At 71.3% G+C, this 14,688-nt stretch carries 9 protein-coding genes; 1 reads left to right on the top strand and 8 read right to left on the bottom strand.

The window, feature by feature from the left end; all coding sequences use genetic code 11:
• Window positions 1–42 precede the first annotated feature (42 nt).
• The 8 genes from ACFYQQ_RS24120 to eccD all read right to left on the bottom strand — a co-directional run bounded on the left by ACFYQQ_RS24120 (window position 43) and on the right by eccD (window position 9,873).
• Window positions 43–420 (bottom strand): hypothetical protein, encoded by a 378-nt coding sequence (locus ACFYQQ_RS24120; RefSeq protein ID WP_355783182.1) that lies wholly within the window; start codon window positions 418–420, stop codon window positions 43–45.
• A gap of 2 nt (window positions 421–422) precedes the next feature.
• Window positions 423–878, bottom strand: coding sequence for a YbaB/EbfC family nucleoid-associated protein (locus ACFYQQ_RS24115; protein ID WP_355783185.1), 456 nt, complete (start codon window positions 876–878; stop codon window positions 423–425).
• A 259-nt stretch (window positions 879–1,137) separates the two neighbouring features.
• Window positions 1,138–4,752 carry an AAWKG family protein gene (locus ACFYQQ_RS24110; RefSeq protein ID WP_388905054.1) on the bottom strand — a complete coding sequence of 1,205 codons (3,615 nt, stop codon included), beginning with the start codon at window positions 4,750–4,752 and terminating at the stop codon, window positions 1,138–1,140.
• 131 nt (window positions 4,753–4,883) lie between these two features.
• On the bottom strand, window positions 4,884–5,345 hold the full coding sequence (locus ACFYQQ_RS24105) for a type VII secretion system-associated protein (protein WP_355791817.1): 462 nt from the start codon (window positions 5,343–5,345) through the stop codon (window positions 4,884–4,886).
• Between the two features lie 245 nt (window positions 5,346–5,590).
• On the bottom strand, window positions 5,591–5,899 hold the full coding sequence (locus ACFYQQ_RS24100; RefSeq protein ID WP_356168180.1) for a WXG100 family type VII secretion target: 309 nt from the start codon (window positions 5,897–5,899) through the stop codon (window positions 5,591–5,593).
• 85 nt (window positions 5,900–5,984) lie between these two features.
• Window positions 5,985–6,320 (bottom strand): hypothetical protein, encoded by a 336-nt coding sequence (locus ACFYQQ_RS24095; RefSeq protein ID WP_121409269.1) that lies wholly within the window; start codon window positions 6,318–6,320, stop codon window positions 5,985–5,987.
• A gap of 503 nt (window positions 6,321–6,823) precedes the next feature.
• Window positions 6,824–8,422 (bottom strand): type VII secretion protein EccB, encoded by a 1,599-nt coding sequence (gene eccB / locus ACFYQQ_RS24090; protein ID WP_356239751.1) that lies wholly within the window; start codon window positions 8,420–8,422, stop codon window positions 6,824–6,826.
• A 44-nt stretch (window positions 8,423–8,466) separates the two neighbouring features.
• Window positions 8,467–9,873: a type VII secretion integral membrane protein EccD gene (gene eccD, locus ACFYQQ_RS24085; protein ID WP_388905053.1), complete on the bottom strand. Its 1,407-nt coding sequence runs from the start codon at window positions 9,871–9,873 to the stop codon at window positions 8,467–8,469.
• Window positions 9,874–10,336: 463 nt separating this feature from the next.
• On the opposite strand from eccD, the gene eccCa reads away from it, so the two are divergent.
• Entirely contained in the window at window positions 10,337–14,371 is a 4,035-nt protein-coding gene (eccCa, locus tag ACFYQQ_RS24080) for a type VII secretion protein EccCa (RefSeq protein WP_388905052.1), read from the top strand.
• The last annotated feature ends 317 nt before the right edge of the window (window positions 14,372–14,688 follow it).

Raw genomic sequence — 14,688 nt, 5'->3', positions numbered from 1 at the left:
GCCGCTCCCGGCGTGGTGCGGGAGCGGCCGACGGCGGTCGGGTCAGCGGCGGCCATGCCCGCCCGGGCCGCCGTTGCCGTCCAGACCGTGGGTGTCGAGCTCCCGGTTGTTCTGCTCGATCGCCTCGATGTTGCCGTCACGGGTGGTCTTCATCAGCCGGACCTGGCTGAGCGTGGCGTCGGTGATGCCCACCAGGGCGTCACGGATGGACATCATGGTGTCCTTGGTGGTCTGCCGCTCCTTCTGCTCCTGCGGCTTGGCCTTCTCGGCGAACTCCCCCTCGTTGCCGGGCCACTTGACGGTAGGGGCCAGTTCGTCGAGGAACTCCTCCGTCATGCTCCTGGCCAGCGTGCCGATCTCCTCCAGCTGACCTGCCAGCGCCTCGATGCGCTGCGGGTCCACGTAGTAGCGCTGCCCCATCGTCAGTCCTCCCCGTCCTCGCCGAGCGCGTCCCGCCAGGCGGGGGTGGCCTCGCCGCCGCGCACCGTGTCCTCGTCGTCCTCGCGCAGGACCTCGGGACCGAAGATCCGCTCCCAGTCCACCTCGAAGCCCTTGAGTTCCGGCACGTCGCTGCTGGGCTCGGTGAAGGGCGCCATCGCCTTCATCACATGCCGGTTCATCTTCACGCGTGCCGCGTTCGCCGCTTCCAGGACGCTGGCCGCCAGTTCCTGAGCGGACATGTCCCGGTACTTGTTCTCCAGGAACTCGATCCCGGTGAGCTCTCCTTGGGGGCCCACCCTGGCACGGACCGCGCGGTCGGAGGAGAGCACCGCGAACGACGCCTGCCGCAGCTCGCGTTCGGTGCGCGCGACCGCCTCCTGGGCGGCCTGGAGTTCGGCCATCGCCTTCTCCAGGCGCTTCTCCAGCGGTTCCGTCACGCCCGCTCCGCCCTTCCTGCTCGTTCTGTGTGCATGCCCGCCCGTCGACCGGTGCGGGCGCCCGGAGGTCCGGTCCGTACGACCCGCCGTGCGAACGGCGCGTCCGCCCGCAGGCTCCCCGCGTCCGCCTCGTGCGCCGGCCCCGGTTCCGGGTTCTTCAACTGCCGTACTGATCTTGCCTGGTGAGGGCACGTCCGGGGAAGCCGGGACCGGGTGGGATACGTCTCCCCGATCCGGTCGTGCCCTGTCCGCACGCCGGTCACCGGCCGATGACGGCAGGAGTGCCGCCCTCCTCGGTGCCCCACACGTCCTCGTCCTCCTCCAGGTAGTCGGCGGAGGAGGTGGACCTGCGTCCCGGCTGTGCCTCCTCCTCGGTGGAGTCGCCGCCGGTGGTGCTGACCCGGGACGGGGCGAGGAAGGTGTCGTTGTCCTCCTGGCGGTTCCACGGGCTGCGCCGGCGGCGGTTGCGGCGTTCGCTCTCCTCGGCCGCGTCGACCAGGACGGCGCGCACCCGCTCGCCGTTGCCCTTGTCGCCGCCCGCGCCCATGCCGCCCATGCCTCCGCCCATCGGCATACCGGGGCTGCCCGGCGTACCCGGGGCGCCCGGTACGCCGGGCGCCGGGGAGGCGGCGCCGAGCGGTGCGGCCGTCCCCTCCGAGAGAGGGGTGCCGCCGGACGCGCCGAAGAGGTCCGAGGACAGCGAGTCCCCGCCCGAGAGGCCGCCGCCCGAGGCCCCGCCGCCCACGCCGCCGCCGAGGCCGAGTTCGGAGAGCGGTACGTCGCGCGAGGTGGTCCCGCCGCCCGTGTTCAGGCCGCCGAGACCGTCGAGGATGTGCGAGCTGTCGCGACCGGACGGCGAGTTGAGGTCGTGCAGGTCCACCCGCTCGGTGTGGCCCTGCGGGTCGGTGACCGTGGCGATGCCCGTGTCGGGGTCGATGACCTGCTTGCTGCCGTCCGGGAAGGTGGTGGTCAGCTGGCCGTTGTCCAGGAGGGTGGTGGAACCGTCCGGGTTGGTCACCCTCGCCCCGTGGGTGAGGTCGGTGGTCGTGGTGGTGCCGTCCGCGTCGGTGGTGGTGAGCATCCCGTTGTCCGGGTCGAAGGAGGTGCTGCTGCCGTCCGCGAAGGTGGTGGTGAAGTCACCGCTGTCGTCGAGTGCCGTGTGACCGCCGGTCGGGGTCTCCAGGCCGGACTGGCCGCCGTTGATGTCCCCGAGGTCACCGATCGTCTCGGTGGTCACGTCCGAGCCGAGGTCGCCCAGGTCGCCGAGACCGTTCAGGTCGTTCAGATCACCGAGGCTGCTCTGGCTGTTGAGGTCGCCGAGGTTGCCCAGGTTCTCGGTGGTGGTCCTGCCGTCCGGGTCGGTGGTGACCGCCTGGCCCGTCGAGGGGTCGACGGTCTGCGTGGTGCCGTCCGGGAACGTCGTCGTCAGCTTGCCGTCGTCACCGAGCGACGTCACCGAACCGTCCGGGTTCGTCACCTTCAGACCGTCACCCAGATCCTGCGTGGTCACCGTCCCGTCCGGCGAGGTGGTGGTCAGCAGCCCGCTGTCCGGGTCGAACGACGTGGTGCTGCCGTCCGGGAAGTCGGTGGTCAGGTCACCCGCGTTGTTCAGCTGGGTGTCGGCACCGGTCGGGCCCTGGAGCACACCGTCGCCGTTGAGGCTGCCGTTGAGGTCGGTGAGGCTGCCCAGGTCGGTCGTGGTGGTGCTGCCGTCCGGGTTGGTCGTGACCGCCTGGCCCGTCGCGGGGTCGACGGTCTGCGTGGTGCCGTCCGGGAACGTCGTCGTCAGCTTGCCGTCGTCACCGAGCGACGTCACCGAGCCGTCCGGGTTCGTCACCTTCAGACCGTCACCCAGATCCTGCGTGGTCACCGTCCCGTCCGGCGAGGTGGTGGTGAGCACCCCGCTGTCCGGGTCGAAGGAGGTGCTGCTGCCGTCCGGGAAGTCGGTGGTGAGCTTGCCTCCGTCGGCCTGGGTGTTCGCGCCGGTCGGCGTCTTGAGGGAGCCGCCACCGGCGTTCAGCCCGCCGAGGTTGCCGAGGCTCTGGGTGACCGGGCCCAGGTCGGTCTGGCCCTGTCCGGCGCCGTTGATGTCGCCGAGGTCGCCCTGGGACTCGGTGACCGGGTTGTTCTGGTTCAGCAGGTCGTCGAGGCCGTCGAGGTTCTGCTCGGTGACGGCGTTCGGGTCGTTGATGCCGCCGAGGCTCTCCTTGACCTCCTTGGCCTGCTCCTCGGCCTCGCGCCTGGCCTCCTCCTGCTCCTTCTTCTGCTCCTCGCGGAGTTCGTCCTGGTACTTCTTGTCCTCGTCGCGCTGCTGGTTCTGCTCGTTGCGCAGGTCCTCCTGGAGGCGCTTGGCCTCGTCCTGCTCCTTCTTCTGCTCCTCGCGGAGTTCGTCCTGGTACTTCTTGTCCTCGTCGCGCTGCCGGTTCTGTTCCTCCCGCAGCTCGTCCTGGTACTTCTTGTCCTCCTCCCGCTGCCGGTTCTGCTCGGCGCGGAGTTCGTCCTGGTACTTCTTGTCCTCCTCGCGCTGTCGGTTCTGCTCCTCCCGCAGCTCGTCCTGGTACTTCTTGTTCTCCTCGTTCTGCTTCCTGATCTCGTCCTGTTCCTCCTTGAGCTTCTTGTCCTTGTACTCCTCCGAGGCCGTGCTGGTCGACTTCGGTTTGGGCACGTTGTCCGAGAAGGTCTCGCCGAGTTCGAGGAAGTGGTTGTTCAGGGCCGACTGCACCTGGGCGGCGGGCTTGCCGAGGTACTCGTCGACGCCCTGGGTCCAGATCTTGACCGCCTTGTCGCCGACCTTCGCCCAGTTGGCGATGTCCGTCAGGTCGCCGTACTCCGGGTGCACCTGCGAGAAACCGCCCTGCGGGCTGTGCCGGACGGTCGTGGTGTAGCGGTTGGTCGTCGACGTGATGTCAGTCTTGGCGACGTTGTTGGCGTCCACCCACTGGGCGAGGTCGTCCAGGACGTACCGCAGGACCTGATGCGGGTCGTAGTACGAGGACTTGGCCCAGGCCAGCCACGCGTCCAGCAGTTTGGTGGCCGAGTCCTGGAGGTACTTGCGGCCGAGCGACAGCGCACGCGAGTACACGGTGTTGCCGGTGCCGGTCTCCTCGCCGGTGCCGGCGGAGGAGTCGAAGGTCTCGATGTAACTGTCGTAGTTCTCGCGGATCTTCTTCAGCAGGCTCCGGAAGACCTCCGCCGCCTCGCCCTTCCAGCTGGCGTCGTCCTTGCCGAACCGGTCCTCCCAGTCCTTGAGGACGACCGCGTGGTCCCGGAAGAACTTGGCGGCGTAGTCGAAGGACTCGCCCGTCGTGTTGAAGGAGTTCAGGTCCACCGCGTCGCTGCCGCCCACGCTCAGGTTGCTGAACCGGGCGTTCTGGGTGCCGCCCTTCAGCAGTTCGAGGAGCGCCGTCCGCGGCCCGTTCATGTACCGGGCGAGCGGGATCGTGGACATCTTGTCCTTGTTGTAGTCCGTGAACTCGTTGCCCTCACGGACCTGGGCGTCGTTGACGTTGTCCGAGCCCGGCCCGGCGAAGATGATCTCCTCGCCCGCCTTCACGCGGCCCTCGAAGACGATCCGGGCCTGCATGATCGACCGCTTCTTGCCGCTGTCGAAGAACCAGATGTCGTAGTCCTCGCCCTTGTTCGTCAGGAAGCCGGAGTCCTTGACGAGCAGGCTGAGACTGCGCTCCTTGATGTCCATCCGGAAGAGCTTGCCGCCGTGGTCGGAGCGCAGGGTGTCGAAGACGGTGTTGCGGTCCGGCACGGGATAGCCCGTGATGTGGGTGACCAGGGTGGCCCAGGTGTCGCTCGACGGGTCGCCGGCGTTGTCGAACTTGTCGAGGTTGGCGACGGAGTTGGGATCGTACCGATCGGCCACCGGGCGCCCTTTCTGGTCGGTTGTCGTACGGGCCGGCACAGCGCGTCTTCGTACGGCTGCGCGGGCGTGTGTCTCTTACGGGGATCGCGCGCCGGCCGGCGTCGGTGTCCGCCGCCGGGGTGCGCGCGGGGTCAGTCCTCTTCCTCCGGGCTGCCGGCGGTGAGCGTGTCGACCTCTTCGAAGGTCTGGAGCAGCGTCTGCGCGTCGATCGCCCCGAGGTTCTTGTCCTTGGTCTTGTTGGCTTCCTCGATGGTGTCCGTGAGCGCTTCCTTCAGCTCCTTGAACAGGTCCATCTGGTCGCCGAGCAGCTTGTCGATGGCCTCGGCCGCGGTGCGCACGCCCTCGACCAGCTTCGGACCCGAGACCAGCGGGTCGGTGACCATCTTGCCGATGCGCAGGAGCTGTTTGTCCTGCGCGAGGTTGTCCGGGGTGGTGTGTCCGTCGACGAGGTGGCCGAGCGGGCGGATGCTGGCGCCGTCGCCCTCCTCCCGGTGCTTCTTCGCGGCGGTGTAGACCGGCTGTACCTCGTTGTCCCGGAAGTTCTCCATCTGCTTGAGGTCGAAATGCTTGACGTCGGCCTTGTCACCGGCCATGGGACGATCTCCTGCTGCTAGATGCCGGACGGGGGTACGGGACGGCCCGGGCGGGGAAGGCCCGGCGCTGGGCCGCGGAGGCCCGCACGGGCCCGGCCGCGGCCCATCGCACGGGGGCCGCCTCGGACCGCCCGCATGACGTCGCCGTGCGGGCGGTCCCGGCGTTCCCCGTCGCACGCACGCGACGCCGGGGCCGCGCCCTCAGGACGGAAGGGCGGCCACGGGCGGGCCCGGGGGCCGTGGGCTCAACGGGCGCGTACGTTGCCCCAGTTGTCGGCGCTCCTGCGCTCGTCACGGGAGTGGTTGTCGTGGATGGTGCGGATCAGCTCGCCGTTGTCACCGAGAAGCCGGGCCATGTTCTTGGTGGCGTTGTCCCACTCCGCCTGGACCACGCGGTACTGCTCCTGGTCCGCGCCCTCCCAGGTGCTGACGAGCGGCTTGAGCTCGTCCTCCAGGTTGTTGAGGGTGTTGATGATGACCTGGGTCTGGTCCATCAGTTCCTCGATGGCCTGCTGGACCTTGGGGTACTGCACGTCGATGATGCCGTCGGCCATGACGTCTCCTCTCGAAGGCCGGGCGCGGGGCCCGGGAAGCTCACGAAGTCCGGCCGCACCTAAGGGGGCCGTTACCGCGGGTGGTTCAGCTCAGTGCTTCGAAGACGCCCTGGCTGGTCTTGCTGTTGAGAACCTCGGTCAGGTCCTGGTTCTCCTTCGCCAGGCGGTTGGCGGAGGTCACGTTCTCCTGGAGCGCGTCGATCATCGTGCTGATCTGGATGACGACCTTCTGCGCCTCGGCGTTCCAGCTGCGGAAGAGCTTCAGCAGGGCCTGGCCCTCGTCGCCGCCGACGCCGGAACGCGCGGCGATCTCGGCGACGTTGTTCTGCGTTTTCTCGACCTGGTCGCGGGCCGTCTCCAGGGAGGAGACGCCCCCCAAGCCCTTGGCATAGTCCGCTTTCCTCGCGGCGCTGTCCGCCATGTCACGCTCCCTTCGTTCAGGCGCGTCTCAACGCACCGTTGCCTGCTGAGGCTAAAGAGAAAACAGGGTTCCGCGCAATGCGTGCAGGAAGATGTGAGCAAGAGCCGGTCCGCCGGAATTCGCTTGCATGGCAACGGAGTTGTGCGAGCGTTGCAGCCGGATGAACAGGTGGGCGCGATCGCCGGGAGAAGCCGGACGCGAACTGCCCGCGCCGACTCGCGAAGCGGGCAGAAAGCGGGCACACGAAGGGACCGAACGGTCACGGGGAAGGCCCGACCCGGCTTTGTGCGCGCATCCGCGGGAATCCAGGGACGCGTACACCGGCCGAGTAATTTGAGCTTCTTCTGAGCTTTCTCCGGGTGACCGGCATCGTGAGGCACGACGGCACTGGCGAATTCACGCCATTCGGCGCCGATTTCGGCCTGACTTTTTTCCTTCGCCGGCCCCCGACCGGCCCCTTTCCGTGACCCGTATGCGTTTCTTGCCGGAATCGGTGCGCGGTGTCAGTTCGGTGAGCCGGTGTCCGCCGGGACCGCATTGCTCGCCTCGCCCGCCTTGTCCGCCTCCTCACTCTTCCCCGCCTTCTTCGAGCGGCCGGCGTCGCCGCACTCCGGAGCCGTGACCCTGGGCTCCATGGCGCCGGAGGCGGCGGCCGGGTCGAGGTCCGCGCCGGTGGGGAAGGCCGCGAGCAGCGGGGCCGGGACCGAGGCGATGTCCGAGGCCTCGTACCCGAGCGCCGCCAGCGACTCCTTGGCGGACACCCGGTACTTCACGCCGTTCTCCGCCACCAGGTAGGTGGTGGAGCCGTGCGCCGCGCCGCTCGCGTGCAGCGCCCGCACCAGGGCGCCGTGCCCGGGCCGTACGACCGTGGCATCCGTCGGGACACAGGCCGGTTCGAGCGGCTGGGAGGTGCCCTGCGACACCGCGACGGGGGCGAGCCGGTCCAGCGGGACCAGCACCGACCTGATCCGTACGCCGCCGTTGTCGCCGTCGACCTGTGCGCAGAGGGCCGTGCCGCGCTCCGCGGACTGCGGGAGGGGCGGCGCGTCCGGCAGTTCCGCGGATGCGGCGTCGCCGGAGTCCTTCGCCCGGTGTTCGCGCAGCGCGTCCGCGCCGAGCGTACGCACCTCGGGCGACCGTCCCTCGTAGGCGTCCTTCTGGGTGGCCGGGTCGCCGAGGACGAGGGCGGCGCCGAGCCGGGTCAGCGGCACCAGGCCGTCCTTGCGCAGCAGGTGGTAGGTGCTGTCGCCGCCGGGCACGCTGATCTTGAACAGCTGGCCGATCCTGCTGGCCTCTCCTCCGAGGACGGGGCCCTCCTCACCGCGTCCCGGGACGGCCGGCGGCTTCAGGACGGGGCCGGGGGCCAGCGCGTCGAGGAAGGCCGCCGAGACCGGCATCGGCTCGCGGGAGCCGTAGCCGAGGGCGTTGCGGGCGTCGGAGTCGCGGTCCAGCGGCAGTCGGCTTCCGCGCCACACCAGGTACTCCGTGCCGCCCGGCCCGCTCACCAGCACACCGCGGTCGCGGCCGATGGCGCGGGAGTCCAGGGACGTACCGGCCGCCACGGTGGTCGCGCCCGGCTTGCCCACTCCGCCGGTCGTCACGGCACCCGAGGTGTCGGGCAGGGCCCCGTCCGGTCCGGTGACGCACATGTGCCAGGGGCCGTCGTCGAGTTGGCCTGGCTCGGGCACGACGTCCGGGGCGCCGGGGATGCCGACCGGGGCGCCCACCGGGACGCCCTGCAGCGAGGGGGTGCGTACGTCGGCGGTCGCGAGGTCGGAGCCGCCGATCAGCTTCGCGGAGGCGTAGTTGCGCACCGGGTGCAGTACGCCGTCGGTGCCCGTCCACAGGTACCGGGCGCCGGTGTCGCGGTTGACCACCAGGTGCTCGCCGTCACGCCAGCCGTCGTTCCCACCGGGGCGCAGCAGGCCGTAGACGGTGGCGCCCGCGCCGATCAGGACGGTGACCAGGACCCCGAAGACCACGCCGCGGGTGGTGCGCCCGAGCGGACTCTCCGGGGCGTCCGGGTCGGCCATGAGCAGGCTCGAACTGAGCCGGCCCATCATGAACGTGTGGGCGTGTACCTGGTCTCTCTTGGACTGCACGGCCTCTCCTCAACTCCTTGTCGTGCCGGCGTACGAGGGTGCGCTCAGCCGAACAGGCCGCGCAGCCAGCCGAAGAGCCCGGCCGCCCACAGCGCGAGCGGCAGCAGCGCCACCGCGAGGCCGGTGTGGGCCAGTTCGGCCGCGCGGCCCCAGTACGGCAGCATCCGGCGGCCGGGCACCGTCCAGGCGGCGATCACGAGGGCGGCCGCGGCGGCGAGCAGCACCGCGAAGACCACCGCGCGTCCGTCGCCGTCGTGGTCCGCCGCCCAGGCGCGGGCGAGCAGCAGCAGCCCCCAGACGCCGGGCACCGCGAGGGTCAGCCGCTGGCCGATGTGCACGAGCCCGCGGGAGTGCAGGAGCAGCAGCAGGCTCAGTCCGAGCGCGGTCAGCACCTCGGGCAGGTTCGGCCGCTCGGTCAGGACGGCCAGGGCGGCCGCGGCGATGACGCCGGTGGCGGCGAAGAGCGCGGTGACCCAGCGTCCGGCCAGTTCGGTGCGCTCGGCGACCTCGTCGCCCGCGTAGGGCTCGATGCCCTCCTGGAGCTGCGCGGCGGAGGACGGCAGGGAGGGCAGCCGCATGCCGGCCAGTTTGAAGGCGAAGGGTGCCACCGCTCCGGCGGCGAGCGCGACCACGGTAGCCACCAGGGCCGCCGAGGCGGGCACGCTCAGGCCGGAGTACCCGATCAGGGCGCCGGCGACGGCGGTCGCCACCGAGACCACCGCGGTGGCGAAGAGGGCCGGGGCGCCGACGGCCGTGGCGGCGAGCGCGAGGACCGCGCCGCCCGCGCCGGCCGCGCCCGCGGCGAGCAGCCGCGCGCCCGCGACCTGGGCGGCGTCCGGGCCGGTCAGGTCGCCGCCGGGCAGCAGCCAGCCGGCGAGGGCCAGGCAGGGCGCGACCAGCAGGGCGAGCGCGGTGGCGGACAGGCGGTCACCGACGGCGCGGCTGGCCGAGCCGGCGCCCGCGAGCAGCAGCAGCCCGGTGACGGCCGCGAAGGCGACCTGGAGTCGGCCGGAGCCGGTCGCCCCGGGCCAGAGCACCAGGGCGAGCGCGGCGGCGACGGTGGCCACCGCCGTGCCGACCAGGAGTCCGCGGGCCGCTCCGGGGTGCCAGGTGTGCAGCTTGCGGCCCGCGGTGTCGGCTATCCCGTCGACCAGGTCGTCGAGCCGCGCCTCGGGCAGCGCCTCGGTGTGCGGGCGCAGGTAGAGCACGGCGCCGTCGGAGAGCCCGGCACGGGTGAGGGTGGTCTCCTCGTCGAGCGGGGCGTCGCCGAGCTGCTGGAGCACCCAGCCGGCGTGGTCGAGGCCCGCCTCCTCGGCCTCCTCGCCGACGTAGCGCAGCAGTGTGGGCAGGAGATCGGCGACCGGCACGTCGGCGGGTACGGCCAGATCGACGGAGACGCTCGGCGCACGTACGGTCAGGCGGCACAGTTCGGCCACAGCGCTGTCGGTCATCAGCTGAACTCTCGTCTTCCGTGGGGGCTTTGGCACGAGGACTTCCCCGGGAGGGGGCACCTGCGAAGAGTACGGAAGGCCGGCGCGGGGGCGAACGGGGGGTACGAAACAGCAGAGTTGTGTCCGCGCCGCCGGCGACCGTCTCTCCCGCATGGACAGATGGACAGGCCGCGTTCCGTGAATGCAGACTACTGCCTGCGCCCGCCGGATCGAGCTGCGGACCGGACTCGATGTCCGGTATGGAGTTGTCCTTCACGGGAGTTGACCGTCGCCGCCATCAGCTCGAAACATTCACCCCGGCGTTCACCGCATGACGCGCGGTCCGGAGAATGAGCCCGGTACGGTCTTTCCCGCTGCCGGGTGCGCCGGTATTCGGCGCGGGCCGGAAAGCCAGTGAAACCGGAGGTTTCGTTCCTTGAGTGTGGTGCTGTTTCGCCGGCCGGCCCGTAGACGCGGACCGGAGATGCCCGAGGGCCAATTGACCCTTCAGGAGCCACCGGTCCTCGCCGAGACGGTGCCCGACACCTCGGCGATATGGACCTATTTGCCGATGGCGCTCATGTCGGTGTCGATGATGCTGATGTTCCTGCGCCCCGGCGGCGGGAACGGCGTCTTCATGTATCTGGCGATGGGTGTCATGGCGCTCTCCGCCGGTGCGATGCTGCTGGGGCAGCTGATGCGCCGCTCCAGCGAGCGCAAGCAGCGGCTGAAGGGCGAGCGCCGCGACTACCTCCGCTACCTGGCGCAGACCCGCAAGCGGGTCCGGTCCACCATCGTGGAGCAGCAGCGGGCGCTCGCCTGGCGCCACCCGGACCCCGCCTCGCTGCGCTCCCTGGCCCGCACCTCGCGGCTGTGGGAGCGCCGCCCGACCGACGAGGACTTCGGCGAGGCCCGGCTCGCGGTCGGTGAACAGCAGCTCGCGCTCACCCTGCAGCCGGTCTCCACCCGCCCGGTCGAGGACCTCGAACCGCTGTGCGCGCACGCCCTGCGCCGCTTCATCCGCGCCTACTCCACCGTCCCGGACCAGCCGCTCGGCCTGTACCTGCGGTCGTCCGCGCGGATCCTGCTGCGCCCCGAGGACACCACCACGCAGGCGTCCGCCGAGCCGGGCGTCGCGCCGAACGCGAACCCGGGCGAGGCCAGGACCGCGGGCGGCGCCCCGGCTCAGGACCCGGCCGACGCCGTACGTTCCCTCGTACGCGCCGCGCTCGCCCAGCTCGCGGTGTTCCACGCGCCCGAGGAGCTGTGGCTCGCGATCTGCGTCAGCGACGAGCGCCGCCCCGACTGGGAGTGGGTCAAGTGGCTGCCGCACGCGCTGCATCCGCAGGAGGAGGACGGCGCCGGCCAGGTCCGCCGGATCACCGCCGACCTGACCGAGCTGGACGACCTGCTCGGCGCCGAGTTCGCCGAGCGCCCGGGTTTCGACCCGGACGGCCGCCCCGGACGTGACGAGCCCTTCACCGTCGTCGTCCTGGACGGCGTCACCGTGCCCGAGGGTCATCGCTGGGAGGGGCACGGCTACCGCAACGCCGTCGTCCTCGACGTGTCCGGCGCGCTGCGCTGGCGGCCCGGACGCAACACGCTGCGGCTGACCGTCGGTCCCCAGCGGGTGAACCTGGTGCGCACCGACCGCAGCCGCAAGGAGCGCTCCGTGCCGCTCGGGCGCCCCGACCGGCTCGGCCCGCTCGGCGCCGAGTCGCTGGCCCGGCTGCTCACCTCGCGCCGGATCAGCCTGGGCACCGACATCGCGCAGCCGCTGGACGCCGACGTCGAACTGACCACGCTGCTCGGCATTCCCGACCTGCACCGGCACGACCCGGCCACGCTCTTCGCACGGCACACCGGAGCCGGGCGGCTGCGGGTCCCGGTGGCGGTCGGCGTGGACGGCCGCCCGGTGGAACTCGACATCAAGGAGTCCGCGCAGGGCGGCATGGGCCCGCATGGCATGCTCATCGGCGCCACCGGCTCCGGAAAGAGCGAGCTGCTGCGCACGCTCGTGCTCGGTCTCGCGCTGACCAACTCCTCCGAGACCCTGAACTTCGTCCTGGTCGACTTCAAGGGCGGCGCCACCTTCCTGGGCCTGGAGGAACTGCCGCACACCTCCGCCGTCATCACCAACCTCGCCGACGAGGTCGCTCTGGTGGAGCGCATGCAGGACGCTCTGCACGGTGAACTCATGCGCCGCCAGGAGCTGTTGCGGGCGGCGGGCAACTACACCTCCGCCCTGGAGTACGAGCGCGCCCGTGCCGCGGGGGCCGACCTGACCCCGCTGCCCAGCCTCTTCGTGGTCGTCGACGAGTTCAGCGAACTCCTCTCCACGCACCGGGAGTTCATGGACCTGTTCGTGATGATCGGCCGCCTCGGCCGCTCCCTCGGGGTGCACCTGCTGCTCGCCTCGCAGCGCCTGGACGAGGGCCGTATGCACCAGTTGGAGAGCCATCTCTCGTACCGCATCGGCCTGCGCACCTTCTCCGCCATGGAGAGCCGCGGCGTGCTCGGCGTGCCGGACGCCTACGAGCTCCCGGCGCAGCCCGGCAGCGGCTACCTGAAGTCCGGGGTGGAGTCGCTGACCCGGTTCCGTGCCGCCTACTCGTCGGGCACCTACCGCAGGCGTACCGGCGCGGTGGTGCAGGCCCGGGTGGCCAGTCAGGTGGTGCCGTGGACCAGCGGCTGGGTCGTACCGCGCACGCTGGAGTCGGCCCCCGAGCCGGAACCGGAGACCGAGGAGGGCGAGGAGGACGAGGAGACCCTGCTCGCCGTCGCCCTGGACCGGCTGCGCGACTCCGGTCCCGCCGCCCACCAGGTGTGGCTGCCGCCGCTGGACGAGCCGTCGCCGCTGGACGCCCTGCTGCCCGGCGGCCTCACCGTCGACCCCGAGCGCGGCCTGACCGCCGCCGGCTGGGGCGGCACCGGCAAGCTGCGCGTTCCGGTCGGCCTGGTCGACAAGCCCTTCGAGCAGCGCCGCGACCCGCTGGTCGTGGACCTGTCCGGGGCGGGCGGCCACGTCGCCATCGCGGGCGGTTCGCAGAGCGGCAAGTCCACGCTCGCCCGTACCCTCATCGGGGCGCTCGCCCTCACCCACACGCCCGCCGAGATCCAGTTCTACTGCCTCGACTTCGGCGGCGGCGGTCTCTCGCAGCTCGCCGCGCTGCCGCACGTCGGCGGGGTCGCGGCGCGGCTCAATCCGGAGCGGGTGCACCGCGCGGTGGCCGAGGTCATGACGCTGCTGGCCCGGCGCGAGCAGTTCTTCGTGGACCACACCATCGACTCGATGCAGTCCTACCGGCGCCGCCGGGCCGCCGGGGAGTTCCCCGGCGAGCCGTTCGGCGACGTGTTCATGGTGGTCGACGGCTGGTCCACGGTCCGCCAGGACTACGACGACCTGATCCCGAAGTTCAACGAACTCGCGGCCCGCGGCCTCAACTACGGCATCCACCTGCTCATCACCACCACCCGCTGGGTGGAGCTGTCGGCGCAGGTCCGCGACCAGTCGGCCACCCGCCTCGAACTGCGGATGGGTGATCCGATGGACTCCGAGATCGACACCCGCAAGGCCCGTTCGGTGCCCCGCAGCGGCGGCCGCGGCATCACCTCCGACACCAAGATGCACTTCCTCGCCGGCCTGCCCAGGCTGGACGGCAGCGGTTCCCTCGACGACCTCGGCGAAGGAGTCGCCCACCTGGTCACCGAGGTCGCCCGGCACTGGCCCGGCGCACCGGCCCCGCAGGTCCGGATGCTGCCGCACCGGCTGCCCGCCGCCGAGCTGCCGGCGCCCGAGTCCACCGAGGGCGGCGGCATGCGCCTGGCACTGGGCATCGACCAGGACGCCCTGGAACCGGTCTGGCACGACTTCAGCCGCACCCCGCACCTGATCGTGGTCGGCGACACGGAGAGCGGCAAGACCAACCTGCTCCGGAACATCACGGCGGGCATCACCTCGCGCTACTCCCCCGCCGAGGCGAAGATCATCGTGGTGGACTACCGCCGCACACTGGTGGACACCGTGCCCGAGGAGTACCGCATCGGGCACGTCATCTCCCTGGACAACCTCAAGGAGACCATCGAGGGCGCCGCCCGGGCCATGAAGACGCGGGTCCCGGGGGCCGACATCGCGCCCAGCCGCATGCGCACGTGCGACTGGTGGACGGGACCGAGGCTGTTCATCCTGGTCGACGACTACGACATGGTCTCCGGCAGCTCGTTCCAGAGCCCCATGGAGCCCCTGTTCGAGTACCTGACGCTCGGTTTCGAGATGGGTCTGCACCTGGTCGTCGCCCGCAGCGCCATGGGTGCGGGACGCGGCCTCAGCGACGGCCTGATCCGCCGCCTCGACGAGGCCAACAACCCGGCCGTGCTGCTCTCCTGCCCGCCCACGGAGGGCCGCCTCTTCGGCAACGCGAAGCCCAGGAACCTCCCTCCGGGCCGTGCCCTGCACATCGCCCGCCGCCGCGCGAGGCTGATGCAGACGGCACTGGTCGCGGAGCCCGGCACCGACTGACGGGACTCGGGTACGACGGGAGCGGGGGCCGCCTCAGGCGGCCCCCGCTCCCGTTCGCGTGAACCTTGCGAGGACCGGGGTGACCGGCCCGCAGCCGTACGAGGGCGGCGCGCGGGACGTCCCGGCCTAGGGCCTGTCTGACAATTCCCGTCGTCGCCCGGAGGGCGGCCTCGCGGCGTCAGGTGCGTGCTCTGGGGGTCCCCCCGGCCGGAGGCTGGGGGAGTGCCGGGCGTAGAGCCTCGTACTGGACGTACTTGGGTCTGCGCCCGGTGCGGCGAGAGTGCGTGCATGGCGTCGCGAGGCAGACGGGAATTGTC

The organism is Streptomyces sp. NPDC005496 (genome assembly GCF_042872045.1).
Taxonomy (GTDB): domain Bacteria; phylum Actinomycetota; class Actinomycetes; order Streptomycetales; family Streptomycetaceae; genus Streptomyces.
This window is presented reverse-complemented; position numbering and strand designations above follow the sequence as displayed.